At 36.7% G+C, this 22,342-nt stretch carries 40 protein-coding genes; 38 read left to right on the plus strand and 2 right to left on the minus strand.

All coding sequences use genetic code 11. The features are described 5' to 3' along the window. Window positions 1-38: 38 nt before the first annotated feature. Window positions 39-830, minus strand: coding sequence for a glucose 1-dehydrogenase (locus tag HMPREF2937_RS01740; protein ID WP_002479574.1), 792 nt, complete (start codon window positions 828-830; stop codon window positions 39-41). Window positions 831-1,072: 242 nt separating this feature from the next. Then, the gene (locus HMPREF2937_RS01745; protein ID WP_070863901.1) at window positions 1,073-1,459 is read right to left on the minus strand and encodes a hypothetical protein; all 387 of its coding nucleotides are present in this window, start codon (window positions 1,457-1,459) and stop codon (window positions 1,073-1,075) included. A gap of 337 nt (window positions 1,460-1,796) precedes the next feature. On the opposite strand from HMPREF2937_RS01745, the gene rpsJ reads away from it, so the two are divergent. The 38 genes from rpsJ to HMPREF2937_RS01935 all read left to right on the plus strand — a co-directional run bounded on the left by rpsJ (window position 1,797) and on the right by HMPREF2937_RS01935 (window position 22,312). Further along, on the plus strand, window positions 1,797-2,105 hold the full coding sequence (gene rpsJ / locus HMPREF2937_RS01750; protein WP_002479572.1) for a 30S ribosomal protein S10: 309 nt from the start codon (window positions 1,797-1,799) through the stop codon (window positions 2,103-2,105). Between the two features lie 27 nt (window positions 2,106-2,132). Next, the gene (gene rplC, locus HMPREF2937_RS01755) at window positions 2,133-2,795 is read left to right on the plus strand and encodes a 50S ribosomal protein L3 (RefSeq protein WP_070863903.1); all 663 of its coding nucleotides are present in this window, start codon (window positions 2,133-2,135) and stop codon (window positions 2,793-2,795) included. A gap of 28 nt (window positions 2,796-2,823) precedes the next feature. Then, window positions 2,824-3,447 carry a 50S ribosomal protein L4 gene (gene rplD / locus HMPREF2937_RS01760; RefSeq protein ID WP_002479570.1) on the plus strand — a complete coding sequence of 208 codons (624 nt, stop codon included), beginning with the start codon at window positions 2,824-2,826 and terminating at the stop codon, window positions 3,445-3,447. After that, window positions 3,447-3,722 carry a 50S ribosomal protein L23 gene (gene rplW / locus HMPREF2937_RS01765; RefSeq protein WP_070863905.1) on the plus strand — a complete coding sequence of 92 codons (276 nt, stop codon included), beginning with the start codon at window positions 3,447-3,449 and terminating at the stop codon, window positions 3,720-3,722. Before rplD ends, rplW begins: the two co-directional genes overlap by 1 nt. 33 nt (window positions 3,723-3,755) lie before the next feature. Further along, entirely contained in the window at window positions 3,756-4,589 is an 834-nt protein-coding gene (gene rplB / locus HMPREF2937_RS01770) for a 50S ribosomal protein L2 (RefSeq protein WP_002479568.1), read from the plus strand. A 64-nt stretch (window positions 4,590-4,653) separates the two neighbouring features. Continuing rightward, window positions 4,654-4,932: a 30S ribosomal protein S19 gene (rpsS, locus tag HMPREF2937_RS01775; protein ID WP_002479567.1), complete on the plus strand. Its 279-nt coding sequence runs from the start codon at window positions 4,654-4,656 to the stop codon at window positions 4,930-4,932. Window positions 4,933-4,964: 32 nt separating this feature from the next. Continuing rightward, window positions 4,965-5,318 carry a 50S ribosomal protein L22 gene (gene rplV, locus HMPREF2937_RS01780; protein WP_002479566.1) on the plus strand — a complete coding sequence of 118 codons (354 nt, stop codon included), beginning with the start codon at window positions 4,965-4,967 and terminating at the stop codon, window positions 5,316-5,318. Between the two features lie 24 nt (window positions 5,319-5,342). Beyond that, the gene (gene rpsC, locus HMPREF2937_RS01785; RefSeq protein ID WP_002479565.1) at window positions 5,343-5,996 is read left to right on the plus strand and encodes a 30S ribosomal protein S3; all 654 of its coding nucleotides are present in this window, start codon (window positions 5,343-5,345) and stop codon (window positions 5,994-5,996) included. 2 nt (window positions 5,997-5,998) lie between these two features. Next, a complete protein-coding gene (gene rplP / locus HMPREF2937_RS01790; protein WP_002479564.1) occupies window positions 5,999-6,433 on the plus strand; it encodes a 50S ribosomal protein L16 in 435 nt (144 codons plus the stop codon). Next, window positions 6,423-6,632 carry a 50S ribosomal protein L29 gene (gene rpmC, locus HMPREF2937_RS01795; RefSeq protein WP_000644737.1) on the plus strand — a complete coding sequence of 70 codons (210 nt, stop codon included), beginning with the start codon at window positions 6,423-6,425 and terminating at the stop codon, window positions 6,630-6,632. Before rplP ends, rpmC begins: the two co-directional genes overlap by 11 nt. A gap of 24 nt (window positions 6,633-6,656) precedes the next feature. After that, window positions 6,657-6,920: a 30S ribosomal protein S17 gene (gene rpsQ / locus HMPREF2937_RS01800; protein ID WP_001829723.1), complete on the plus strand. Its 264-nt coding sequence runs from the start codon at window positions 6,657-6,659 to the stop codon at window positions 6,918-6,920. Between the two features lie 28 nt (window positions 6,921-6,948). Further along, window positions 6,949-7,317: a 50S ribosomal protein L14 gene (rplN, locus tag HMPREF2937_RS01805; protein WP_002479563.1), complete on the plus strand. Its 369-nt coding sequence runs from the start codon at window positions 6,949-6,951 to the stop codon at window positions 7,315-7,317. Window positions 7,318-7,349: 32 nt separating this feature from the next. Continuing rightward, window positions 7,350-7,667: a 50S ribosomal protein L24 gene (gene rplX / locus HMPREF2937_RS01810; protein ID WP_002479562.1), complete on the plus strand. Its 318-nt coding sequence runs from the start codon at window positions 7,350-7,352 to the stop codon at window positions 7,665-7,667. Between the two features lie 25 nt (window positions 7,668-7,692). Further along, a complete protein-coding gene (rplE, locus tag HMPREF2937_RS01815; protein ID WP_002479561.1) occupies window positions 7,693-8,232 on the plus strand; it encodes a 50S ribosomal protein L5 in 540 nt (179 codons plus the stop codon). A gap of 26 nt (window positions 8,233-8,258) precedes the next feature. Continuing rightward, the gene (locus HMPREF2937_RS01820) at window positions 8,259-8,444 is read left to right on the plus strand and encodes a type Z 30S ribosomal protein S14 (RefSeq protein ID WP_002479560.1); all 186 of its coding nucleotides are present in this window, start codon (window positions 8,259-8,261) and stop codon (window positions 8,442-8,444) included. Between the two features lie 32 nt (window positions 8,445-8,476). Further along, on the plus strand, window positions 8,477-8,875 hold the full coding sequence (gene rpsH / locus HMPREF2937_RS01825) for a 30S ribosomal protein S8 (protein ID WP_002479559.1): 399 nt from the start codon (window positions 8,477-8,479) through the stop codon (window positions 8,873-8,875). A gap of 25 nt (window positions 8,876-8,900) precedes the next feature. Next, a complete protein-coding gene (gene rplF / locus HMPREF2937_RS01830; protein ID WP_002479558.1) occupies window positions 8,901-9,437 on the plus strand; it encodes a 50S ribosomal protein L6 in 537 nt (178 codons plus the stop codon). A 32-nt stretch (window positions 9,438-9,469) separates the two neighbouring features. Beyond that, the gene (gene rplR, locus HMPREF2937_RS01835; RefSeq protein ID WP_002479557.1) at window positions 9,470-9,832 is read left to right on the plus strand and encodes a 50S ribosomal protein L18; all 363 of its coding nucleotides are present in this window, start codon (window positions 9,470-9,472) and stop codon (window positions 9,830-9,832) included. 21 nt (window positions 9,833-9,853) lie between these two features. After that, window positions 9,854-10,354 (plus strand): 30S ribosomal protein S5, encoded by a 501-nt coding sequence (gene rpsE / locus HMPREF2937_RS01840; protein WP_002479556.1) that lies wholly within the window; start codon window positions 9,854-9,856, stop codon window positions 10,352-10,354. A gap of 16 nt (window positions 10,355-10,370) precedes the next feature. Continuing rightward, window positions 10,371-10,556, plus strand: a complete 186-nt coding sequence (rpmD, locus tag HMPREF2937_RS01845; RefSeq protein ID WP_002479555.1) for a 50S ribosomal protein L30 — start codon at window positions 10,371-10,373, stop codon at window positions 10,554-10,556. Between the two features lie 27 nt (window positions 10,557-10,583). Continuing rightward, on the plus strand, window positions 10,584-11,024 hold the full coding sequence (gene rplO / locus HMPREF2937_RS01850; RefSeq protein WP_070863907.1) for a 50S ribosomal protein L15: 441 nt from the start codon (window positions 10,584-10,586) through the stop codon (window positions 11,022-11,024). Then, window positions 11,024-12,316: a preprotein translocase subunit SecY gene (secY, locus tag HMPREF2937_RS01855; protein WP_070863909.1), complete on the plus strand. Its 1,293-nt coding sequence runs from the start codon at window positions 11,024-11,026 to the stop codon at window positions 12,314-12,316. The genes rplO and secY overlap by 1 nt, the downstream gene beginning before the upstream one ends. 16 nt (window positions 12,317-12,332) lie before the next feature. Further along, window positions 12,333-12,983, plus strand: a complete 651-nt coding sequence (locus tag HMPREF2937_RS01860; protein ID WP_002479552.1) for an adenylate kinase — start codon at window positions 12,333-12,335, stop codon at window positions 12,981-12,983. 189 nt (window positions 12,984-13,172) lie between these two features. After that, window positions 13,173-13,391 (plus strand): translation initiation factor IF-1, encoded by a 219-nt coding sequence (gene infA / locus HMPREF2937_RS01865; protein ID WP_002479551.1) that lies wholly within the window; start codon window positions 13,173-13,175, stop codon window positions 13,389-13,391. Between the two features lie 33 nt (window positions 13,392-13,424). Next, complete coding sequence (rpmJ, locus tag HMPREF2937_RS01870) at window positions 13,425-13,538, plus strand: 50S ribosomal protein L36 (RefSeq protein ID WP_002479550.1); 114 nt, start codon at window positions 13,425-13,427, stop codon at window positions 13,536-13,538. 22 nt (window positions 13,539-13,560) lie between these two features. Then, window positions 13,561-13,926, plus strand: coding sequence for a 30S ribosomal protein S13 (gene rpsM / locus HMPREF2937_RS01875; RefSeq protein ID WP_002479549.1), 366 nt, complete (start codon window positions 13,561-13,563; stop codon window positions 13,924-13,926). A 22-nt stretch (window positions 13,927-13,948) separates the two neighbouring features. Continuing rightward, complete coding sequence (rpsK, locus tag HMPREF2937_RS01880) at window positions 13,949-14,338, plus strand: 30S ribosomal protein S11 (protein WP_002479548.1); 390 nt, start codon at window positions 13,949-13,951, stop codon at window positions 14,336-14,338. 89 nt (window positions 14,339-14,427) lie between these two features. Next, window positions 14,428-15,372, plus strand: a complete 945-nt coding sequence (locus HMPREF2937_RS01885) for a DNA-directed RNA polymerase subunit alpha (RefSeq protein ID WP_002479547.1) — start codon at window positions 14,428-14,430, stop codon at window positions 15,370-15,372. Between the two features lie 22 nt (window positions 15,373-15,394). Continuing rightward, entirely contained in the window at window positions 15,395-15,763 is a 369-nt protein-coding gene (rplQ, locus tag HMPREF2937_RS01890) for a 50S ribosomal protein L17 (RefSeq protein WP_002479546.1), read from the plus strand. A 357-nt stretch (window positions 15,764-16,120) separates the two neighbouring features. Next, window positions 16,121-16,930 (plus strand): energy-coupling factor transporter ATPase, encoded by an 810-nt coding sequence (locus HMPREF2937_RS01895; protein ID WP_031262423.1) that lies wholly within the window; start codon window positions 16,121-16,123, stop codon window positions 16,928-16,930. Further along, window positions 16,927-17,787, plus strand: a complete 861-nt coding sequence (locus tag HMPREF2937_RS01900; protein WP_070863910.1) for an energy-coupling factor transporter ATPase — start codon at window positions 16,927-16,929, stop codon at window positions 17,785-17,787. Before HMPREF2937_RS01895 ends, HMPREF2937_RS01900 begins: the two co-directional genes overlap by 4 nt. Next, complete coding sequence (locus HMPREF2937_RS01905; RefSeq protein WP_070724800.1) at window positions 17,777-18,583, plus strand: energy-coupling factor transporter transmembrane component T family protein; 807 nt, start codon at window positions 17,777-17,779, stop codon at window positions 18,581-18,583. Before HMPREF2937_RS01900 ends, HMPREF2937_RS01905 begins: the two co-directional genes overlap by 11 nt. A gap of 4 nt (window positions 18,584-18,587) precedes the next feature. Next, window positions 18,588-19,391 (plus strand): tRNA pseudouridine(38-40) synthase TruA, encoded by an 804-nt coding sequence (gene truA / locus HMPREF2937_RS01910; RefSeq protein WP_002479542.1) that lies wholly within the window; start codon window positions 18,588-18,590, stop codon window positions 19,389-19,391. A 213-nt stretch (window positions 19,392-19,604) separates the two neighbouring features. Continuing rightward, entirely contained in the window at window positions 19,605-20,042 is a 438-nt protein-coding gene (rplM, locus tag HMPREF2937_RS01915) for a 50S ribosomal protein L13 (protein ID WP_002479541.1), read from the plus strand. 19 nt (window positions 20,043-20,061) lie between these two features. Then, window positions 20,062-20,454 carry a 30S ribosomal protein S9 gene (gene rpsI, locus HMPREF2937_RS01920; protein ID WP_070863912.1) on the plus strand — a complete coding sequence of 131 codons (393 nt, stop codon included), beginning with the start codon at window positions 20,062-20,064 and terminating at the stop codon, window positions 20,452-20,454. 204 nt (window positions 20,455-20,658) lie between these two features. Further along, window positions 20,659-21,501 (plus strand): glycosyltransferase family 8 protein, encoded by an 843-nt coding sequence (locus HMPREF2937_RS01925; protein WP_070863914.1) that lies wholly within the window; start codon window positions 20,659-20,661, stop codon window positions 21,499-21,501. A 32-nt stretch (window positions 21,502-21,533) separates the two neighbouring features. Beyond that, window positions 21,534-21,776 (plus strand): DUF7695 domain-containing protein, encoded by a 243-nt coding sequence (locus HMPREF2937_RS01930; protein WP_023014969.1) that lies wholly within the window; start codon window positions 21,534-21,536, stop codon window positions 21,774-21,776. After that, window positions 21,773-22,312: a histidine phosphatase family protein gene (locus tag HMPREF2937_RS01935; protein ID WP_070863916.1), complete on the plus strand. Its 540-nt coding sequence runs from the start codon at window positions 21,773-21,775 to the stop codon at window positions 22,310-22,312. Before HMPREF2937_RS01930 ends, HMPREF2937_RS01935 begins: the two co-directional genes overlap by 4 nt. Window positions 22,313-22,342: the final 30 nt, after the last annotated feature.

Genomic DNA, 22,342 nt, shown 5'->3' on the forward strand with positions numbered 1-22,342 from the left:
TTGCACAATTCGCAAGTGTCTTACTGTAAGAGATAATATTAACCTTTACCACCCATGAATGCAGGGTAATTCGTCATACCGCCATCAACATAAATTGTTGTGCCGTGAATATAACTTGCTGCATCAGATGCTAAGAATAAAGCAACGTTAGCAACTTGCTCTGTTTCGCCAATTTCTCTTGCAGGAATCATTTTAAGAGTTTCTTCACGTGTTTCAGGATCAGAGAATTTCTCTTTCGTATGCTCTGTAACGACTGCACCTGGTGAAATATTATTAATGCGGATACCGTATTGTGCATATTCCATAGACATTGTTTCCATCATACTTTTGAGGCCAGCTTTACTTGCTGAATAATTGACATAGTAAGGCCATGGAATGATGTCATGCACACTCGCTGTATTAATGATTACTCCTTTTTTATCTTCTTTAAGGAAGTATTTAACAGCTTCTCTTGAACCGATGAATGCACCTGTTAAGTTAACATCAAGTGCTTTTTGGAACTCTTCAACAGACATTTCATGAGAAGCAACAGGATTTTCAAATCCAGCGTTATTAATCATAATGTCTAAAGTGCCAAAATGTTTGATGGCTTGTTCTACAAGGTTGATGATATCTTCTTCGTTTGTAACATCACCTTGGACTGGTAAAGCTTGTCCACCGTGATCTTCGATTTCTTTTTTGAGTTTTTCTAACTCAGGTTCGTGTTTAGAAGAACGGTAATTTAAAACAACTTTCGCTTTTGCTTTACCAAACGCTTCAGCGTAAGCTTTACCAATTCCGCTGCCACTACCTGTGACAATAACTACTTTATTTTCTAAATCTTGATACATATCTCTATCTCCTTTTATCTATATCATGCTTTATTTCTATTCAATATAGTTAAAAAGCAATATGTTTCATCGTTATTATGAACTCTATCAATATACCCGCTTCTAAAAATTAATAATCCAAACACCTTTAACTTCTAAAATAAATATAAATAGAAGCGTTTACATTACAATAGGAAGAAACTCATAAAATTACTTGTAAATATAAAAAGATACCGACAGATCTGCCGGTATTTATCTATAACTTATTTAATTCGACGTCCATGCTCATCATAAACAGCTCTCGCATTTCGATTTGGCATATAAATAGGAGTGCTCATGACAATAAACAAGAAGAATAACATTAAGAAGAATAAAATCCAATGTACAATCATTCCGACAAAAGGAACAATTGCGATAAACGAACCAGCGATTCCTAATAAAGGAATAATGACCATAGGACGAATTGTATTTTGGCTGTCAGCTAATAATGCGATAACGAGTAATAAATAGAAGAAAGCATTAATGATTAATGGCTGCCAACCAAATGAAACGATGATAGAACCTCCTATGAAAGGAATACCATATAAAAGTTCAGAGAGCAGCAAGATAATGCTTATAATGATTAATGCGATTCTTGTACTATGTTTCACTTTTAATCACCACCATTCATTTACTATTATATAGGATGTGAGTCGATTGAAAAAATATGAAGACTTAGAGAAAAAAATCTTTATACGGGTTGAAGTGTGCAATCATTTGCAGTAAAATATACTGGTATGTGTTAGAGAAAAAGTCTAACATAAAAAAAGTTACATGAAATGGTTGCAACTAAGCGCTGATTCGTGTAACATATCTAATGTTGGACTTTGAATACGCGATGAAGCGAAAGGTTACTGACACACCCGGCCGCTTTGCCATGGCGTTGTGTGAGATAGTTTTCGTGGAGAAGTCTATCACTAAATGTAGACGATATAAGGAGGGAAAATTATGGCAAAACAAAAAATCAGAATCAGATTAAAAGCTTATGATCACAGAGTAATTGATCAATCAGCTGAGAAAATTGTTGAAACAGCAAAACGTTCTGGTGCAGAAGTTTCTGGACCAATTCCATTACCAACTGAAAAATCAATTTACACTATCATCCGTGCGGTGCATAAGTACAAAGATTCTCGTGAGCAATTCGAACAACGTACTCATAAACGTTTAATCGACATTGTTAACCCTACACCAAAAACTGTTGATGCTCTTATGGGCTTAAACTTACCATCAGGTGTAGACATCGAAATTAAATTATAATAGAAAATCATAGGAGGTGGACTTTCGATGACCAAAGGAATCTTAGGAAGAAAAATCGGGATGACACAAGTATTCGGTGAAAACGGAGACTTAATCCCAGTAACTGTAGTAGAAGCAGGACAAAACGTAGTATTACAAAAGAAAACTGAAGAGGTAGACGGTTACAACGCTATCCAAGTAGGTTTTGAAGACAAACAAGCATACAAAAAAGACAGCAAGTCAAATAAATATGCTAATAAACCAGCTGAAGGTCATGCTAAAAAAGCTGACACAGCTCCTAAGCGCTTCATTCGTGAATTCAGAAACATCAATGTTGATGAATACGAAGTAGGTCAAGAAGTCTCAGTTGATACATTTGAAGCTGGGGACATCATTGACGTAACTGGAGTATCTAAAGGTAAAGGTTTCCAAGGTAATATTAAACGTCATGGCCACGGTCGTGGACCAATGTCTCACGGTTCTCATTTCCACAGAGCGCCAGGTTCTGTAGGTATGGCATCTGACGCATCTAAAGTATTTAAAGGTCACAAAATGCCAGGTCGTATGGGTGGTAATACAGTGACAGTACAAAACTTAGAAGTTATACAAATCGATACAGAAAACAACGTTATCTTAGTTAAAGGTAATGTGCCTGGTCCTAAAAAAGGATTAGTAGAAATCAAAACTTCAATTAAAAAAGGTGACAAATAATTAATTAACGAAAGGAGGAAAATGCATAATGGCAAATTATGATGTATTAAAAGTAGACGGATCAAAAGCAGGTTCAGTTGAATTAAGCGATGCTGTATTCGCAATTGAACCAAACAAAGATGTTCTTTTCGAAGCAATTAACTTACAACGTGCTTCATTACGCCAAGGTACGCATTCGGTAAAAAACCGTTCAGCAGTACGCGGCGGTGGACGTAAACCATGGAGACAAAAAGGTACAGGACGTGCGCGTCAAGGTACTATCCGTGCTCCACAATGGCGTGGTGGCGGTATCGTATTCGGACCGACTCCAAGAAGCTATGCATACAAAATGCCTAAGAAAATGCGTCGTTTAGCATTACGTTCTGCATTATCTTTCAAAGTACAAGAAAATGAATTCAAAATTATTGATGCTTTCGGTTTAGAAGCACCAAAAACTAAAGAATTCACTAAAGTATTATCAAACTTAGAATTACCTAAAAAAGTTTTAGTAGTTACTGAATCAGAAGATGTAAATGTTGAATTATCAGCACGTAACATTCCTGGTGTTCAAATCACTACTGTAACTGGTTTAAACGTATTAGACATCACTAGCGCTGACAGTGTATTAATTACAGAAGCAGCTGCTAAAAAAGTTGAGGAGGTGCTCGGATAATGGAAGCAAGAGACGTTCTTAAGCGCCCCGTAATCACAGAAAAATCTTCAGAAGCAACGGCTGAAGACAAATACACTTTTGATGTAGATACACGTGCGAATAAAACACAAGTTAAAATTGCAGTTGAAGAAATTTTCGATGTTAAAGTAGACAAAGTAAATATCGTCAACTACAAAGCTAAGAAAAAACGTATGGGCCGTTACCAAGGCTATACAAACAGAAGACGCAAAGCGATCGTTACACTTAAAGAAGGATCAATCGATCTATTCAACTAAAAAATAAAATTACCAATAAGGAGGTAAGCGACAATGGCTCTTAAACATTATAAGCCGATTACAAATGGTCGTCGTAATATGACTTCATTGGATTTCGCTGAAATCACAAAAACGACTCCAGAAAAGTCATTATTACAACCGCTACCGAAAAAAGCGGGACGCAACAACCAAGGTAAAATGACAGTACGCCATCATGGTGGCGGACACAAACGTCAATACCGTGTTATTGATTTCAAACGTAACAAAGATGGAATCCCAGCAAAAGTTGATTCTATCCAATACGATCCAAACCGTTCAGCTAACATTGCATTGTTAGTATATGCAGATGGTGAAAAACGTTACATCATCGCTCCAAAAGGTTTGGTTGTAGGACAAACAGTAGAAAATGGTGAAGAAGCTGACATTAAAGTAGGTAACGCTTTACCATTAGCTAACATTCCAGTAGGTACTGTAGTTCACAATATCGAATTAAAACCTGGCCGTGGCGGACAAATCGCTCGTTCAGCAGGTGCAAGTGCTCAAGTACTTGGTAAAGAAGGTAAATACGTATTAGTAAGACTTCGCTCAGGTGAGGTTCGTATGATCCTTTCAACTTGCCGTGCAACAGTAGGTCAAGTTGGTAACTTACAACATGAACTTGTTAACGTTGGTAAAGCCGGACGTTCTCGTTGGAAAGGTATCCGTCCAACAGTTCGTGGTTCTGTAATGAACCCTAACGATCACCCACACGGTGGTGGTGAAGGTCGTGCTCCAATCGGTATGCCATCACCAATGTCACCATGGGGTAAACCAACTCTTGGTAAGAAAACTCGTCGCGGTAAAAAATCATCAGATAAACTTATCGTACGTAGACGTAAAAGAAAATAATAACAACTTATTTGGGTGTGCGGCGTAATCGCTGCACGCACATAATAAGAAGGGAGGCGCCATAATGGCTCGTAGTATTAAAAAAGGACCTTTCGTCGATGACCACTTGATGAAAAAAGTGGAAGCGCAAGAAGGTAATCAGAAAAAAACTGTGATTAAAACTTGGTCACGTCGTTCAACTATTTTCCCTAACTTCATCGGTATTACTTTTGCAGTATACGATGGACGTAAACATGTACCTGTTTATGTAACTGAAGATATGGTTGGTCACAAATTAGGTGAATTTGCTCCAACTCGTACATTCAAAGGACATGCTGCAGACGACAAAAAAACAAGAAGATAAATACTTTCTATTAAGTAGAGGAGGAAGACCAAATGGAAGCAAAAGCGGTTGCTAGAACTATCAGAATCGCACCTCGTAAAGTCAGATTAGTTTTAGACTTAATCAGAGGCAAAAACGTTGGTGAAGCTGTTGCTATTTTAAAATTAACTAACAAAGCATCATCACCAGTTGTTGAAAAATTATTAATGTCCGCTTTAGCTAATGCAGAGCACAACTATGACATGAATACAGATGAATTAGTTGTTAAAGAAGCATATGCTAACGAAGGACCAACTTTAAAACGTTTCCGTCCACGTGCTCAAGGACGCGCAAGTGCAATTAACAAACGTACAAGCCACATTACAATTGTCGTAAGTGACGGCAAAGAAGAAGCTAAAGAAGCTTAATAAACTATCTAAGGAGGGAATACTGTGGGTCAAAAAATTAATCCAATCGGACTTCGTGTTGGTGTTATCCGTGATTGGGACGCTAAATGGTATGCTGAAAAAGATTTCGCTACTTTATTACATGAAGATTTAAAAATCCGTAAGTTCATCGATAACGAATTAAAAGAAGCATCAGTTTCTCACGTAGAAATCGAACGTGCTGCTAACCGTATCAATATTGCAATCCACACTGGTAAACCAGGTATGGTAATTGGTAAAGGCGGTTCAGAAATTGAAAAACTTCGTAACAAATTAAATAACTTAACTAACAAACGTGTACACATTAACGTGATCGAAATCAAAAAAGTTGATTTAGATGCTCGTTTAGTTGCTGAGAACATCGCTCGTCAATTAGAAAACCGTGCATCATTCCGTCGTGTACAAAAACAAGCTATTCAAAGAGCTATGAAACTAGGAGCTTTAGGTGTTAAAACTCAAGTTTCAGGTCGTTTAGGCGGAGCTGACATCGCTCGTGCTGAACAATATTCAGAAGGAACTGTTCCACTTCACACATTACGTGCTGACATTGACTACGCACATGCTGAAGCTGATACAACATACGGTAAACTTGGAGTTAAAGTATGGATCTATCGTGGAGAAGTTCTTCCTACTAAGAACAATAGTGAAGGAGGAAAATAATAATGTTGCTACCAAAACGCGTTAAATATCGTCGTCAACATCGTCCAAACACAAAAGGACGTTCTAAAGGCGGTAACTTTGTAACATTTGGTGAGTATGGATTACAAGCTACTACAACTTCTTGGATCACATCTCGTCAAATCGAATCTGCTCGTATTGCGATGACTCGTTATATGAAACGTGGCGGGAAAGTTTGGATTAAAATCTTCCCTCATACACCATATACTAAAAAACCTTTAGAAGTACGTATGGGTGCTGGTAAAGGTGCAGTAGAAGGCTGGATCGCAGTAGTTAAACCAGGTAGAATCTTATTTGAAGTTGCAGGCGTGTCAGAAGAAGTTGCACGCGAAGCATTACGTTTAGCAAGTCACAAACTTCCAGTTAAATCTAAGTTTGTAAAACGTGAAGAATTGGGTGGTGAATCAAATGAAAGCTAAGGAAATTAGAGACTTAACCACTTCAGAAATCGAAGAGCAAATCAAATCTTCAAAAGAAGAACTTTTTAACCTACGCTTTCAGTTAGCTACAGGACAATTAGAGGAAACTGCACGTATTCGTACAGTAAGAAAAACGATTGCACGTCTAAAAACTGTTGCTCGTGAAAGAGAAATTGAACAAAGTAAGGCTAATCAATAATAATTGAAAGAGGAGGTTACAAAAGTGAGCGAAAGAAATGATCGTAAAGTTTATGTAGGTAGAGTCGTATCAGACAAAATGGATAAAACTGTAACTGTACTTGTAGAGACTTACAAAACTCATAAATTATATGGTAAACGAGTAAAATATTCTAAAAAATATAAAACTCATGATGAAAACAATTCAGCTAAATTAGGAGACATCGTTAAGATTCAAGAAACTCGTCCTTTATCAGCAACAAAACGTTTTCGTTTAGTAGAAATTGTTGAAGAATCAGTTATTATTTAATCATTTAAAGATAAGGGAGGTTTAATTCATGATCCAACAAGAAACACGCTTGAAAGTAGCTGACAACTCAGGTGCTCGTGAAGTTCTAACAATCAAAGTATTAGGCGGATCTGGTCGTAAAACAGCGAACATCGGCGACGTAATTGTGTGTACTGTTAAAAATGCTACACCAGGAGGCGTTGTTAAAAAAGGTGAAGTTGTTAAAGCTGTTGTAGTACGTACTAAATCAGGAGTACGTCGTAAAGACGGTTCTTACATCAAATTTGATGAAAATGCATGTGTAGTTATTCGTGACGACAAGAGTCCACGCGGTACTCGTATCTTCGGACCAGTAGCTCGTGAATTACGTGACAGCAACTACATGAAAATTATTTCATTAGCACCAGAAGTACTATAATTTTAATAAATAAAATCTAAGGAGGTGCCCACATGCATATCAAAAAAGGTGACAACGTAATCGTTATCTCAGGTAAAGATAAAGGTAAAACAGGTGTTGTACAAGCAACAGAACCTAAAAAAGACCGTGTCGTTGTGGAAGGTGTGAACATCATTAAAAAGCACCAAAAACCGACTCAATTTAATCCAGAAGGTGGAATCTTAGAAACTGAAGCAGCTATTCATGTTTCTAACGTACAATTATTGGACCCAAAAACAAATGAACCAACTCGTGTAGGTTACAAATTTGTTGATGGTAAAAAAGTTCGTATCGCTAAAAAATCAGGCGAAGAAATCAAATCTAATAATTAATAACTAGTTGAAAGGAGGATCCACTTTGAGCCGTTTAAAAGAAAAATTCAATACAGAAGTTACTGAGAACTTAATGAAAGAATTCAACTATAGTTCAGTAATGGAAGTACCTAAAATCGATAAAATCGTTGTGAACATGGGTGTAGGTGACGCTGTTCAAAACTCTAAAGTATTAGACAATGCTGTTGAAGAGTTAACATTAATTACAGGTCAAAAACCATTAATCACAAAAGCTAAAAAATCAGTAGCAACATTCCGTTTACGTGAAGGTATGCCAATCGGAGCAAAAGTTACTCTTCGCGGAGAAAGAATGTATGAATTCCTTGATAAATTAATCTCAGTATCATTACCACGTGTACGTGACTTCCACGGTGTTTCTAAAAAAGCATTCGACGGTCGCGGTAACTACACATTAGGTATCAAAGAACAATTAATTTTCCCAGAAATCGATTATGATAAAGTAAGTAAAGTAAGAGGAATGGATATCGTTATTGTTACAACTGCTAACACTGACGAAGAAGCCCGTGCATTGTTAACTCAATTCGGTATGCCATTTCAAAAGTAAGCTCTAATATAAAGGAGGCTAATTAAGTGGCTAAAAAATCAATGGTTGTAAAACAAGCTAAAAAGCAAAAATTCCCAGTGCGCGAATACACTCGTTGTGAACGCTGTGGACGCCCACATTCTGTATACCGCAAATTTAAATTATGCCGTATCTGTTTCCGTGAATTAGCTTATAAAGGCCAAATCCCTGGCGTTCGTAAAGCTAGCTGGTAATTAAAGAGAGTCTTGAAAGGAGGCAACAATCTATGACAATGTCAGATCCAATCGCAGATATGCTAACTCGTGTAAGAAACGCAAACATGGTGCGTCATGAAAAAATCGAGTTGCCTGCGTCAAATATTAAAAAACAAATTGCTGAAATCCTTAAAAACGAAGGTTTCATTAAAAACGTTGAGTTCGTAGAAGATGATAAACAAGGTGTTTTACGTTTATTCCTTAAATATGGTCAAAACAACGAACGCGTTATCACAGGCTTAAAACGTATTTCTAAACCAGGTTTACGTGTCTATGCTAAAGCTGACGAAGTACCTAAAGTATTAAACGGTTTAGGTATCGCATTAGTTTCAACTTCTGAAGGTATCGTAACTGACAGAGAAGCAAGAAAACGTAACGTAGGCGGAGAAGTATTAGCATACGTTTGGTAATAAATAATTAAGGAGGTGCCCGTAAATGAGCCGTGTAGGTAAGAAAATTATTGAAATTCCTAGCGATGTTACAGTAGACATCAAAGGTAATACAGTTACAGTAAAAGGTCCTAAAGGTGAATTATCACGTACTATGGATCCTAGCATGACTTACAAATTAGAAGACAACACATTAGAAGTTGTACGTCCATCTGATTCTCAAAAAGACAGAACAGTTCATGGAACAACTCGTGCGTTAATTAACAATATGGTACAAGGTGTAGCTAAAGGTTTCGAAAAAACTTTAGAACTTATCGGTGTTGGTTACCGTGCACAATTGCAAGGTAGCAACTTAGTACTTAACGTTGGTTACTCTCACCCAGTTGAATTCAAACCAGAAGATGGTATCACATTCACAGTTGAGAAAAACACAACAGTTAAAGTTGAAGGTATTTCTAAAGAATTAGTTGGTGCTACAGCATCTAAAATCCGTGCCGTAAGACCACCAGAACCTTATAAAGGTAAAGGTATCCGTTACCAAGGCGAATATGTTCGTCGTAAAGAAGGTAAAACTGGTAAATAATAAATAACTCTCTAAAGAAAGGAGAATAAAGCATGATCAGCAAAATTGATAAAAATAAAGTACGCTTAAAAAGACATGCACGTGTACGTACTAACTTAACTGGTACTTCTGAAAAACCACGTTTAAACGTATATCGTTCTAACAAACACATCTATGCACAAATCATTGATGATACTAAAGGCGTAACTTTAGCTCAAGCATCAACTCAAGATAAAGATTTCGAAAATGAAACTGGTTCAAAAGTTGAATTATCAGCCAAAGTGGGCGAAGTAATCGCTAAGAAAGCAGTTGATAAAGGTATCACTGCAATCGTCTTCGACCGTGGAGGTTACTTATACCATGGACGTGTTAAAGCATTAGCAGATGCAGCACGTGAAAATGGCTTAGAATTTTAATCATAAAAGGAGGGACAAATAATGGCTCGCAGAGATGAAGAAAACAAAGAATTTGAAGAACGCGTTGTTACGATTAACCGTGTTGCGAAAGTTGTAAAAGGTGGACGTCGTTTCCGTTTCACTGCATTAGTAGTAGTTGGAGACAAAAATGGTCGTGTTGGATTCGGTACAGGTAAAGCACAAGAGGTACCAGAAGCGATCAAAAAAGCGGTAGAAGCTGCTAAAAAAGAATTAGTATCTGTAAACCGTGTTGAAGGTACAACACCACACACAATCACTGGCCGTTTCGGTTCAGGAAGTGTATTATTGAAACCAGCAGCACCTGGTACTGGGGTTATCGCCGGTGGACCAGTTCGTGCCGTATTAGAGTTAGCAGGTATCACTGATATCTTAAGTAAGTCATTAGGTTCTAACACACCAATTAACATGGTTCGTGCTACAATCAATGGTTTAGAAAATCTAAAAAGTGCTGAAGAAGTTGCGAAATTACGCGGCAAATCAGTAGAAGAATTATACAATTAAGGAGGGAAAATGAATAATGGCTAAATTACAAATTACCCTCACACGTAGTGTTATTGGTCGTCCAGAAACACAACGTAAAACTGTTGAAGCATTAGGTTTGAAAAAAACTAACTCTACAGTAGTTGTAGAAGACAACCCAGCTATCCGTGGACAAGTGAACAAAGTAAGTCACTTGCTAAAAGTTGAAGAATTAGACGCATAATTAGATAATATATAAGGAGGTGCCGTAATGAAATTACATGATTTACATCCAGCAGAAGGATCACGTAAAGAACGCAACCGCGTAGGTCGTGGTGCTGCTACAGGTAATGGTAAAACAAGTGGACGTGGTCAAAAAGGTCAAAAAGCACGTTCAGGTGGTAAAGTAAGACCAGGTTTCGAAGGTGGTCAATTACCATTATTCCGTCGTATCCCTAAACGCGGTTTCACAAACATCAACCGTAAAGAATACGCAGTTGTGAATTTAGACCAACTAAACCGTTTTGAAGAAGGTACAGAAGTTACTCTTGAACTTTTAATCGAAACAGGCGTAGTTAAAAACGCAAAAGCGGGTATCAAAGTATTAGGTAATGGTTCTCTAGAGAAAAAATTAACAGTAAAAGCACATAAATTCTCTGCATCTGCAGCTGAAGCAATTGATGCTAAAGGTGGAGCACACGAGGTGATCTAATGTTTGACACATTCGTAAACTTCTTTAAAACAAAAGAAGTGCGAAACAAGATCTTTTTTACGCTCGCAATGCTAGTTATTTTTAAAATAGGTACTTATATACCAGCGCCTGGAGTCAATCCAGCAGCGTTTGAAAGTCAACAAGGTTCTCAAGGTGTCACTGATCTATTGAATACATTCGGTGGGGGAGCCTTGAAGAACTTTTCCATTTTTGCAATGGGTATTATGCCCTACATCACTGCTTCAATCGTTATGCAGTTATTGCAAATGGATATAGTTCCTAAGTTTACAGAATGGGCCAAACAAGGTGACGTTGGTCGTAAGAAACTAAACAACGTTACACGCTATTTTGCGATACTTTTGGCATTCATCCAATCAATAGGGATGGCATTCCAATTCAATAACTATCTTAAAGGTGCATTGATTGTTGATCCTTCACCTATGAGTTATTTGTTGATTGCAATTGTATTAACAGCAGGAACAGCTTTCTTATTATGGTTAGGTGAACAGATAACACAATATGGTGTAGGTAATGGTATTTCCATTATTATCTTCGCCGGTATCTTGTCTACTTTGCCATCATCACTGATTCAGTTCTATCAACAAGCCTTTGTAGGGCAAAGTGATACAACAATCGCATGGTTGCAAGTAGCAGGGCTAGTTATTGGTTTGATTTTACTAACAATGGGTGCTGTGTACGTATTACAAGCTGTTCGTAAGATACCTATTCAATATGCGAAAAAACAATCCGCTCAGCGTTTAGGACGAAATGCAACGTATTTGCCGTTGAAAGTTAACTCAGCAGGGGTTATCCCGGTTATCTTTGCTATGGCATTCTTCTTGTTACCGAGAACATTAACAATGTTCTTCCCTAAAGCTGACTGGGCGCAGCAAATTGCCAATACAGCCAATCCATCAAGTGACATCGGAATGGTAATTTATATTATCTTGATCATTGCATTCACTTATTTCTATGCATTTGTTCAAGTTAATCCAGAAAAAATGGCTGACAACCTTAAGAAACAAGGCAGTTATGTACCGGGTATCAGACCTGGTGAAAAAACTAAAAAGTATATTACCAAAGTTTTATATCGTTTAACTTTTGTAGGTTCTATCTTCTTAGCAGTTATCGCTATTTTACCGATTCTTGCTACTAAATTTATGAACTTACCGCAATCGATTCAAGTCGGCGGTACAAGCTTATTGATCGTTATCGGTGTTGCAATCGAAACTATGAAGAGCTTGGAAGCTCAAGTTAACCAAAAAGAATATAAAGGCTTTGGTGGTAGATAATTTGTAGGAGGGCAATATGAATATCATCTTAATGGGTTTACCTGGCGCAGGTAAAGGAACTCAAGCGAGTGAAATTGTTAAGAAATTCCCTATTCCGCATATATCTACAGGTGATATGTTTAGAAAAGCTATCAAAGATGAAACTGAATTAGGTAAAGAAGCTAAGTCTTATATGGACCGCGGCGAACTTGTACCTGATGAAGTAACTGTGGGTATCGTTAAAGAAAGACTTTCTGAAGACGATGCGAAAAAAGGATTTTTATTAGATGGTTTCCCACGTACACTTGAACAAGCAGAAGCATTAAGTAAAATCATGACAGAACTTGGCAGAAAGATTGATGCAGTTATTAATATTGAAGTTCCGGAAGAAGAACTCATGAATCGTTTGACTGGACGTCGCGTTTGTGAAGTTTGCGGAACAACTTATCATCTTGTGTTCAATCCTCCAAAAGTGGATGGTGTTTGTGATCTTGATGGCGGTAAATTATACCAACGTGAAGATGACAATCCAGAAACAGTTGCAAAACGTTTAGAAGTTAACGTAAAACAGTCTAAACCTATCTTAGAATACTATGATAAAGAAGGCGTTTTGAAAAACGTTGACGGTTCTAAAGACATCCAAGAAGTAACTGGCTCAGTTATCGATATCTTGGAAGATCTTAAGTAATTCAACATTGCTGCTTGTATGTTGAATGAAGGCAGTCTGATATTGTTTGTCTCTCAGCCTAACGAATTATGAGTGACAGCATAACGATAATGATTCCCGATTTTTTGTTCAACGTAATGATACAAGGGCAGTATGTCTAACATTTTCCAATAGACATTAACTAATAATGCAAAAGGGGGAATTGTTCTAATGGCAAAACAAGATGTAATTGAATTAGAAGGTACAGTAACAGATACTTTACCAAATGCAATGTTTAAAGTAGAATTAGAAAATGGTCATGAAATTTTAGCACATGTGAGTGGTAAAATTAGAATGAATTATATTCGTATTCTACCTGGCGACAAAGTAACAGTAGAAATGTCTCCGTATGATTTAACTCGCGGAAGAATCACTTATCGTTATAAATAATTCGTCACTCCATTATTACAGGGAGGTATTAAAATGAAAGTAAGACCATCAGTAAAACCTATTTGCGAAAAATGTAAAGTCATTAAACGTAAAGGTAAAGTAATGATCATTTGTGAAAATCCGAAACACAAACAAAGACAAGGTTAATAAAAGAGAGGTGTAAAATAATATGGCACGTATTGCAGGAGTCGATATTCCACGCGAAAAACGCGTTGTAATTTCATTAACTTATATTTACGGTATTGGTAAATCAACTGCTGAAAAAATCGTAGCAGAAGCTGGAGTTTCTCCACAAACTCGTACTAACGAATTAACTGACGATGAATTAGGTCGTCTTCGTGAAGTTGTAGACAGCTACAAAGTAGAAGGTGACTTACGTCGTGAGCAAAACTTAAACATCAAACGTTTAATGGAAATCTCATCTTACCGTGGTATCCGTCACCGTCGTGGCTTACCAGTTCGCGGTCAAAAAACTAAAAACAATGCTCGTACACGTAAAGGCCCAGTTAAAACTGTAGCTAACAAGAAAAAATAATAGGTAAAGGAGGAAAATATTAATGGCACGTAAACAAGTATCTCGTAAACGCAGAGTGAAAAAGAATGTTGAAAACGGTGTGGCTCACATTCGTTCAACTTTCAACAATACAATCGTAACAATCACTGATGAATTTGGTAACGCATTATCATGGTCATCAGCAGGTGCGCTTGGTTTCAAAGGTTCTAAAAAATCTACACCATTCGCAGCACAAATGGCTTCAGAAACTGCTTCAAAAGCAGCTATGGAACATGGCTTAAAATCTGTAGAAGTAACAGTAAAAGGACCTGGTCCAGGCCGTGAATCAGCTATCCGTGCATTGCAATCAGCAGGTTTAGAAGTAACAGCTATTAGAGACGTTACTCCAGTACCTCATAACGGTTGCCGTCCGCCAAAACGTCGTCGCGTATAATATTATTGTCAAGAAATAGTTATTTTCCGCAGATCACTAAGATAAACTGTATCTTATAAGTCGACGTAACCAAGGAGGATATGTAAATAATGATAGAAATTGAAAAACCTAGAATTGAGACAATTGAAATTAGTGAAGATGCTAAATTCGGTAAGTTTGTTGTTGAACCACTAGAACGTGGCTATGGCACTACGCTAGGAAACTCCTTACGTCGTATCCTACTATCTTCATTACCAGGTGCAGCCGTTAAGTACATCGAAATTGAGGGAGTTCTACACGAATTCTCAGCAATTGAAAATGTGGTTGAAGACGTATCTACAATCATTATGAATATTAAGAAACTAGCTCTTAAAATTTATTCTGAAGAAGATAAAACATTAGAAATCGATGTTAAAGATGAAGGCGAAGTAACTGCAGCTGACATTACTCATGATAGTGATGTTGAAATTTTAAACCCAGAGCTTAAAATTGCTACAGTTGCTAAAGGTGGACATTTAAAAATCCGTCTTGTTGCGAATAAGGGTAGAGGTTACGCATTAGCTGAACAAAATAATACTAGTGATTTACCAATTGGTGTTATACCAGTAGACTCTTTATACTCACCAGTAGAAAGAGTTAACTATACAGTAGAAAATACTCGTGTAGGTCAAAGCAGTGACTTTGATAAATTAACATTAGATGTATGGACTGATGGATCAATCACTCCACAAGAATCAGTTTCATTAGCAGCAAAAATTATGACTGAACACTTGAACATCTTTGTTGGACTCACTGATGAAGCGAAAAACGCTGAAATCATGATTGAGAAAGAAGAAGATCAAAAAGAAAAAGTACTTGAAATGTCTATCGAAGAATTAGACTTATCAGTACGTTCTTATAACTGTCTAAAACGTGCAGGCATCAACAGCGTTCAAGAATTGGCTGACAAATCTGAAGCAGATATGATGAAAGTACGTAATTTAGGTCGTAAATCTTTAGAAGAAGTAAAATACAAACTTGAAGACTTAGGTTTAGGTCTAAGAAAAGAAGATTGATAAAGGTAAAGGAGGTTAACTCATGGGTTACAGAAAATTAGGTCGTACATCTGATCAACGTAAAGCAATGTTACGTGACTTAGCTACTTCATTAATCGTTAATGAGCGTATTGAAACAACTGAAGCTCGCGCTAAAGAATTACGCGGTGTGGTTGATAAATTAATCACTTTAGGTAAAAAAGGAGATTTAGCTTCACGTCGTCAAGCAGCTAGAATCGTTCGTGATGTTGAAATCTTAAACGAAGATGAAACTACACAAACAGCTTTACAAAAATTATTCGGTGAAATTGCTCCTCGTTACACAGAACGCCAAGGCGGATACACTCGTGTACTTAAAGTAGGTCCTCGTCGCGGAGACGGTGCTGAAGCAGCAATTATCGAATTCGTTTAATTCCAACTTTAACTTGTAACAAAGCAACGATGATAAGTAGAAGCACACGATGGTGATGACATTGTGCGCTTATCATTGTACAAGTAAACACACTGAACTTATGAATATATAAAGCAAATGAGTGCAACGATAATGTTTGCCACATACAAATATTGTCTAGCTCAGAGTACCCCATTCACAGAACTTAATATTTTTTAAAGCGTGAACTCAATTATTGAATGGGGTGCGCGCTTTTTTATTTCGAAGCCCCTTTACTCTCTTTAGGTACAGGGGCTTTTGATACATAGTCTTGAATATACACATATCGTATATTCATGTACAATAAGTAGAGTGAAAATAAACAGAAGGGACAGAGTCATATTGAACACAGAGAACATTATTGAATTTAATGACGTGTCATTTCAATACCAAGGCGACGAATGGTTCACATTAAAAAATCTATCATTTAATATCCCTAAAGGTAAATGGACCTCTATTGTCGGTCATAATGGTTCAGGTAAATCTACCATCGCAAAACTGATGATGGGTATGATGCCGTTTCAAAAAGGGGAAATTCTTGTAAACGGTCAACCAATGACAGCTGATAATTTAGCAGAGATTCGTCAACACCTAGGCATAGTCTTTCAAAATCCTGAGAACCAATTTGTGGGCTCTACAGTTCAATATGATGTCGCATTCGGTTTAGAAAATTTCGAAGTCCCTTACGAAGAAATGCATCAAGCTGTCCCGCAAGTATTAAAAGAAGTTGAAATGTATGCGCAACGCAATCATGAACCACAAGCCTTATCTGGCGGACAAAAACAACGTGTTGCGATTGCAGGTGTATTAGTTTTAAGTCCAGATGTGATTATCTTAGATGAAGCCACATCTATGTTAGATCCTGAAGGCAAACAATCGCTGATGCAGCTGGTCAGACATTTGAACACTGAAAAAAATGTAACGATTATTTCGATTACACATGATTTAACTGAAACATTAGATTCAGATTATATGATTGTGATGAATCGTGGAGAGGTGTATGAAAAAGGTACACCAGAAGCAATTTTTGAGAAAGGAGCATCATTAACAGAAATAGGTTTAGATTTACCATTTCCAATGCGCATTAATTCATTGCTTGGTAACCCGTCTGAGTTTCTGACATATGATGCACTGGTGGCACGTTTATGAGTATAAAATTTAACGACGTCACATATGTGTACCAAAAAGGCACACCTTTTGAATATGAAGCATTACATCAAATCAATACAGAGTTTGAACCAGGACATTATTACGCGATTATTGGTCAGACAGGTTCAGGCAAATCTACATTAATCCAACATTTTAATGGCTTGTTAAAGCCTTCTTACGGCACCGTAGCGCTTGATGATTTAGTTCTGAAGGCAAAGACTAAGGATAAAGCGATTCGACCTATGAGACAGCGTGTAGGGCTTGTCTTTCAATTTCCAGAATCACAACTCTTTGAAGATAGTGTAGAGCGTGAGATTCTGTTCGGTCCCAAAAATTTCAATATGAACTTAGACAAGGTAAAGGACTATGCATATCGCTTACTGATGAAATTAGGTTTTGATCGCGATGTGATGAATAAGTCACCCTTTCAAATGTCTGGAGGACAAATGCGTAAAATTGCGATTGTTTCAATTCTTGCGATGGATCCAGACATTATTGTGTTAGATGAACCGACAGCAGGCTTAGATCCACATAGTCGAAAGCAAGTGATGGATTTATTAAAACAGTTGCAGCATGAAGGAAAGACTATTGTATTGGTAACTCATGACATGAATGACGTTGCACAATATGCAGACCGTATTAAAGTCTTACAACAAGGAACGCTTGTATATGAAGGGACACCAAGAGCATTACTCAGTGATTCCGAGCGTATTAAAGATTATTCATTGGATTTACCAGACATTGTGCAACTACAAAGAGACTTTGAACACAAACATCAAACCAAACTATCTGATACAGCATTAACTGACGAAGAGTTTATTGAACTCTATAGGGAGTGGCAGCGAAATGAAAAATAAATTTATCATTGGTCGCTATTTACCTCTGGATTCGATAATACATCGTATGGATCCTAGGGCTAAATTAGCATTTGTCTTTTTCTATATTGTCTTAGTCTTTTTCTGTCATAGCTTCCCGATGTATGGGTGGATGTTGTTAGTGTTATTGATATTTATGTATTGTGGTAAAATCAAGCTGTTTTATTTATTAAAAGGCTTAACCCCAATACTGTTCTTTTTAATTTTTACGTTTTTAATGCATTTGTTTTTAACTAAAGGCGGAACGACGTTGTTCAGTTGGAAATTTATTTCGATTGATTCAGGTGGTATCAAAGAAGGGATCTTTATATCTATGCGGTTGATGTTCATTATGATGGCTTCAACGATTATGACTTTAACAACGAATCCAATCGCATTAACAGATGCCTTTGATAAAATTTTATCACCGCTTAAGGTCGTAAAAGTCCCTGTACAACAATTAAGCATGATGATGTCCATTGCGCTACGTTTCATCCCAACGTTAATGGAAGAGTTAGATAAAATTATTTTAGCGCAAAAATCACGAGGATCTGAAATCAGTTCAGGTTCAATGGGACAAAGAATCAAAGCATTTATTCCACTACTGATTCCACTATTTATTTCTGCCTTTCAACGTGCAGAAGATTTAGCAATTGCGATGGAAGTACGTGGATATGATGTAAAATCAAAACGTACAAGTTTCCGTAAATTAGAATGGCATTGGAAAGATACTTTGCTTATCGGTTCATTGATTCCAATTGCGGTTATATTATTTGTATTAAAATATTTAGGAGTGTAGACGTGTGCGTATTTTAGTTAATATAGCGTATCAAGGAAGCAACTTCTTAGGCTTTCAGATTCAACAGCACGGTAGAACCGTGCAACAACAATTTGAGAAGATTTTAAAGCGTATGCATAAGCGTCATGTACGTATCCATCCTTCAAGCAGAACAGATAGAGGGGTGCATGCGATGGAACAATATTTCCATTTTGATACAGAACTAGATATCGCACCTAAGCAATGGCAATATGCGATGAATAGCGCACTGCCTGACGACATTTATGTTAAAGAGGTATCAATCGTCGATGACGACTTTCATTGCCGCTATGACTGCGTAGGAAAGCGATATCGTTATATGGTGTATCAAGGTGCGCATCGCGATGTTTTTATGAGCGGTTTAAAAACTTATAATGATTATGACTTAGATTTAGATAAAATGAATCAAGCAGCACAACAATTTATCGGTACGCATGATTTTACAGGATTTTGTTCACAAAAGACCGAAGTAGAAAGTAAAGAGCGTACACTTTATCAAAGTGAAATTATTAAAACAAAAAATGGCTTTGACTATGTTGTGACTGGCTCTGGTTTTCTATATAATATGGTACGTGTGTTAGTCGCGTTTTTAATCGAAGTCGGTAAAGGTAAGCGATCACCAGACGAAGTTCCAGGCTTATTAGAAGCGAAAGATCGTAATCAAGTACCGTTCACTGCACCCGCAGAAGGATTGTATTTAGAAAAGATATATTTATCACCAGAATCACTGATACAAGATTTTGGTTCAGATATAAAAATTCATCGCAAAAAATCATTGCAAAATGACTGATTCGTATTGACAAATACACTAATAAATTATACGATTATATGCGGTATTGTTTTATATCACCCCACGATAAGCCCCGGAAACTTATTGTGTTACTAGATATAGAAGCAAAGTCGAAACGAAATCAACAATCTGAAATTATCTGAGCTTTGAATCGTAACATTGATTTTTTAAAAAGCAACTCAACACGCAGTTATTATTAGGAGGACAATTATTATGCGTCAAACATTTATGGCTAATGAATCAAACATTGAGCGCAAATGGTATGTTATTGATGCGGCTGGCCAAACACTAGGTCGTTTATCATCAGAAGTAGCAACTATTTTACGCGGAAAACATAAAGTAACTTACACACCACACGTTGATAACGGTGACTATGTAATCATCATCAACGCTGGACAAATCGAAATGACTGGTAAAAAAGAATCTGACAAAGTTTACTACCGTCACTCAAACTACCCAGGTGGTATTAAATCAATCACAGCTGGTGAATTAAAAGAGAAAAACCCAGCACGTTTACTTGAAATTTCAATTAAAGGTATGTTACCAAGCAACCGTTTAGGTGAAAAACAAGGTAAAAAATTATTTGTATATGGTGGCGCTGAACATCCACACGCTGCACAACAACCAGAAAACTACGAGTTACGTGGTTAATTAGAAGGAGGAAATTACATTGGCACAAGTTGAATATAGAGGCACAGGCCGTCGTAAACACTCAGTAGCACGTGTACGTTTAGTACCAGGCGAAGGTAACATCACTGTAAACGGTGTTGACGTACGTGAATATTTACCATTCGAATCATTAATTTTAGACTTAAACCAACCATTCGAAGTTACAGAAACTCAAGGTAACTACGACGTTTTAGTTAACGTTAACGGTGGCGGTTTCACAGGTCAAGCACAAGCTGTCCGTCACGGTATCGCTCGTGCATTATTAGAAGCAGATCCTGAATACAGAAGTTCTTTAAAACGCGCTGGATTACTTACTCGTGACCCACGTATGAAAGAACGTAAAAAACCAGGTCTTAAAAAAGCACGTCGTTCACCACAATTCTCAAAACGTTAATTGTTGGACAAACGATTACTATTATACAAACACTTCCCAAGCTTGGGGAGTGTTTTTTATGCCTGTAAAAGTTATTTACATATCGACCTTTTAGAAATTTTTTCATTTCTGGTATCCTTTCATATCATTAATTCGTTGGTGTTTTCAATTCTAATTAATTAGTTGTGTGTGATATGATTATTTTAAAAGAAGGAGGCGGTAACATTGCATGAAAAAGTAGATATTTTAGTAACGTTAAATGAAAACTATTTGAAACCATTAAAGGTTATGTTGTTATCATTACATGATACGAACCCTCATTTATCATTTAAAGTTTGGTTGGTTCATGAGAAGATACCACAAAGTAAACTAATGCAGTTAGAAGAATTATTGTCATCATTTAATATGGAATTAGAAGAAGTTAAAGTACCGCCCAATTATTTTGGCAATGCGAAAACAGTTGAACGTTATCCTCAAGAAATGTACTTTAGATTAGCGTGTGGTGAATTACTGCCTGAATCAGTGACAAAAGTACTTTATTTAGATCCAGATATTTTAGTGATTAATACAATAGACGATTTATGGAATCTGAATTTAGAAAGGAATATATTTGCGGCAGCAACACATGAAGGATTTACAAAATTTTCACAAGGCATGAATAATCTACGTTTAGGTACGAAACAAGGTCAAGTATATTTCAATTCAGGAGTTATGTTGATTGATGTAGAAAAAGCAAGACAAGAAATAAGCATGGATGATATTTTTAATTTTATAGAGAAAAATAATCAATACTTATTATTACCTGATCAAGATGTTATGAATAGTTTGTATGGTGATAAGATTAAAGAAATACCGGAAGAAATTTGGAATTATGACACAAGACAAGCAAATGTGTATTATACAAAAAGTGTAGGTGAGTACGATACACATTGGGTTGCCTATCATACTGTGTTCTTACATTTTTGTGGTCGCCCAAAACCTTGGGATAACAAAAGTAACAGTAGATTTACCATGTTATATCTTCAGTATCAAAAAAGATTAGAACAACTTGAAAACTTAAATGATTAAATAAAACTCGATACTTGAAAGAAGGGGACATCATGAAAAAAATCATCAGAAGTATTGCGAAATGTAAAATGTGCGGAGATATTATTGAATCTACACATAGACATGAAATGGTCAATTGTAAATGTGGTTGTATCTTTTTGGATGGAGGAACAGATTACCAAAGAGTACTGTGGAATCCTCAAGAAGGTAAAGGTAGTAAAATGGAAGATTATATTGATTTGAGTTTAACAATTTATGAAGAAGAGGATGAGGAGGACGAGAATAAAAAAGAATGAAAATATACTTTGTCAGACATTCATTAAGAGATAATAGTGTGAAAGAAGATGTCATTGCACCTTTAACTAAAGAAGGGCTGAATAAAGCAGAAGCATTGGCATCTTTTTTTGACGATAAAAACATTGAACAGATATACGCCAGTCCTTATCGTCGTGTCATAGAAACTGTATTACCCACAGCAAAAAGATTGAAGCTGCTGATTAATAAAAACGAAGGTTTGCGTGAAAGAAAAATAGGACGCTGGGTAGAAGACTTTTATGAATTTGCGGAAAAGCAGTGGCGAGATTTTGACTATAAGTTAGAGAATGGTGAGTCATTAAATGAAGTTCAAGATCGTATCGTTCAAGCCTATCACCGCATTATAGAAAATAATGAGGTACAAACGTTATTAATATGCGGCCACGGTACCGCAATGTCACTTTTATTTAACCACTTAACAAATGGGGAATTTGATTATGCAGACTTCCTACAAATGAAAATGCCTTCTATCTATTCGTATGAGACGAACACACAAGCGTTAACGCACATTCAGTGATTTAAAACATTAAATTCAGTGAATATGCTA

The organism is Staphylococcus sp. HMSC061G12 (assembly GCF_001838465.1).
Taxonomy (GTDB): Bacteria; Bacillota; Bacilli; order Staphylococcales; family Staphylococcaceae; genus Staphylococcus; species Staphylococcus simulans.

Bases quoted from the DNA above. Each gene is read 5' to 3' on its own strand.
- HMPREF2937_RS01935 (WP_070863916.1), top strand. From the start codon at position 21,773: ATGAAAATATACTTTGTCAGACATTCATTAAGAGATAATAGTGTGAAA.
- rplM (WP_002479541.1), top strand. From the start codon at position 19,605: ATGCGTCAAACATTTATGGCTAATGAATCAAACATTGAGCGCAAATGG.
- rplO (WP_070863907.1), top strand. From the start codon at position 10,584: ATGAAATTACATGATTTACATCCAGCAGAAGGATCACGTAAAGAACGC.
- HMPREF2937_RS01905 (WP_070724800.1), top strand. From the start codon at position 17,777: ATGAAAAATAAATTTATCATTGGTCGCTATTTACCTCTGGATTCGATA.
- rplW (WP_070863905.1), top strand. From the start codon at position 3,447: ATGGAAGCAAGAGACGTTCTTAAGCGCCCCGTAATCACAGAAAAATCT.
- rplF (WP_002479558.1), top strand. From the start codon at position 8,901: ATGAGCCGTGTAGGTAAGAAAATTATTGAAATTCCTAGCGATGTTACA.
- rplX (WP_002479562.1), top strand. From the start codon at position 7,350: ATGCATATCAAAAAAGGTGACAACGTAATCGTTATCTCAGGTAAAGAT.
- rpsE (WP_002479556.1), top strand. From the start codon at position 9,854: ATGGCTCGCAGAGATGAAGAAAACAAAGAATTTGAAGAACGCGTTGTT.
- rpsM (WP_002479549.1), top strand. From the start codon at position 13,561: ATGGCACGTATTGCAGGAGTCGATATTCCACGCGAAAAACGCGTTGTA.
- rplB (WP_002479568.1), top strand. From the start codon at position 3,756: ATGGCTCTTAAACATTATAAGCCGATTACAAATGGTCGTCGTAATATG.
- rplV (WP_002479566.1), top strand. From the start codon at position 4,965: ATGGAAGCAAAAGCGGTTGCTAGAACTATCAGAATCGCACCTCGTAAA.
- HMPREF2937_RS01885 (WP_002479547.1), top strand. From the start codon at position 14,428: ATGATAGAAATTGAAAAACCTAGAATTGAGACAATTGAAATTAGTGAA.
- rpsJ (WP_002479572.1), top strand. From the start codon at position 1,797: ATGGCAAAACAAAAAATCAGAATCAGATTAAAAGCTTATGATCACAGA.
- HMPREF2937_RS01900 (WP_070863910.1), top strand. From the start codon at position 16,927: ATGAGTATAAAATTTAACGACGTCACATATGTGTACCAAAAAGGCACA.
- rplQ (WP_002479546.1), top strand. From the start codon at position 15,395: ATGGGTTACAGAAAATTAGGTCGTACATCTGATCAACGTAAAGCAATG.
- rplC (WP_070863903.1), top strand. From the start codon at position 2,133: ATGACCAAAGGAATCTTAGGAAGAAAAATCGGGATGACACAAGTATTC.
- HMPREF2937_RS01740 (WP_002479574.1), bottom strand. From the start codon at position 830: ATGTATCAAGATTTAGAAAATAAAGTAGTTATTGTCACAGGTAGTGGC.
- rpmJ (WP_002479550.1), top strand. From the start codon at position 13,425: ATGAAAGTAAGACCATCAGTAAAACCTATTTGCGAAAAATGTAAAGTC.
- HMPREF2937_RS01860 (WP_002479552.1), top strand. From the start codon at position 12,333: ATGAATATCATCTTAATGGGTTTACCTGGCGCAGGTAAAGGAACTCAA.
- rpmD (WP_002479555.1), top strand. From the start codon at position 10,371: ATGGCTAAATTACAAATTACCCTCACACGTAGTGTTATTGGTCGTCCA.
- rplR (WP_002479557.1), top strand. From the start codon at position 9,470: ATGATCAGCAAAATTGATAAAAATAAAGTACGCTTAAAAAGACATGCA.
- HMPREF2937_RS01930 (WP_023014969.1), top strand. From the start codon at position 21,534: ATGAAAAAAATCATCAGAAGTATTGCGAAATGTAAAATGTGCGGAGAT.
- rpsH (WP_002479559.1), top strand. From the start codon at position 8,477: ATGACAATGTCAGATCCAATCGCAGATATGCTAACTCGTGTAAGAAAC.
- secY (WP_070863909.1), top strand. From the start codon at position 11,024: ATGTTTGACACATTCGTAAACTTCTTTAAAACAAAAGAAGTGCGAAAC.
- rpsS (WP_002479567.1), top strand. From the start codon at position 4,654: ATGGCTCGTAGTATTAAAAAAGGACCTTTCGTCGATGACCACTTGATG.
- rpmC (WP_000644737.1), top strand. From the start codon at position 6,423: ATGAAAGCTAAGGAAATTAGAGACTTAACCACTTCAGAAATCGAAGAG.
- rplN (WP_002479563.1), top strand. From the start codon at position 6,949: ATGATCCAACAAGAAACACGCTTGAAAGTAGCTGACAACTCAGGTGCT.
- rplD (WP_002479570.1), top strand. From the start codon at position 2,824: ATGGCAAATTATGATGTATTAAAAGTAGACGGATCAAAAGCAGGTTCA.
- rpsK (WP_002479548.1), top strand. From the start codon at position 13,949: ATGGCACGTAAACAAGTATCTCGTAAACGCAGAGTGAAAAAGAATGTT.
- rplP (WP_002479564.1), top strand. From the start codon at position 5,999: ATGTTGCTACCAAAACGCGTTAAATATCGTCGTCAACATCGTCCAAAC.
- infA (WP_002479551.1), top strand. From the start codon at position 13,173: ATGGCAAAACAAGATGTAATTGAATTAGAAGGTACAGTAACAGATACT.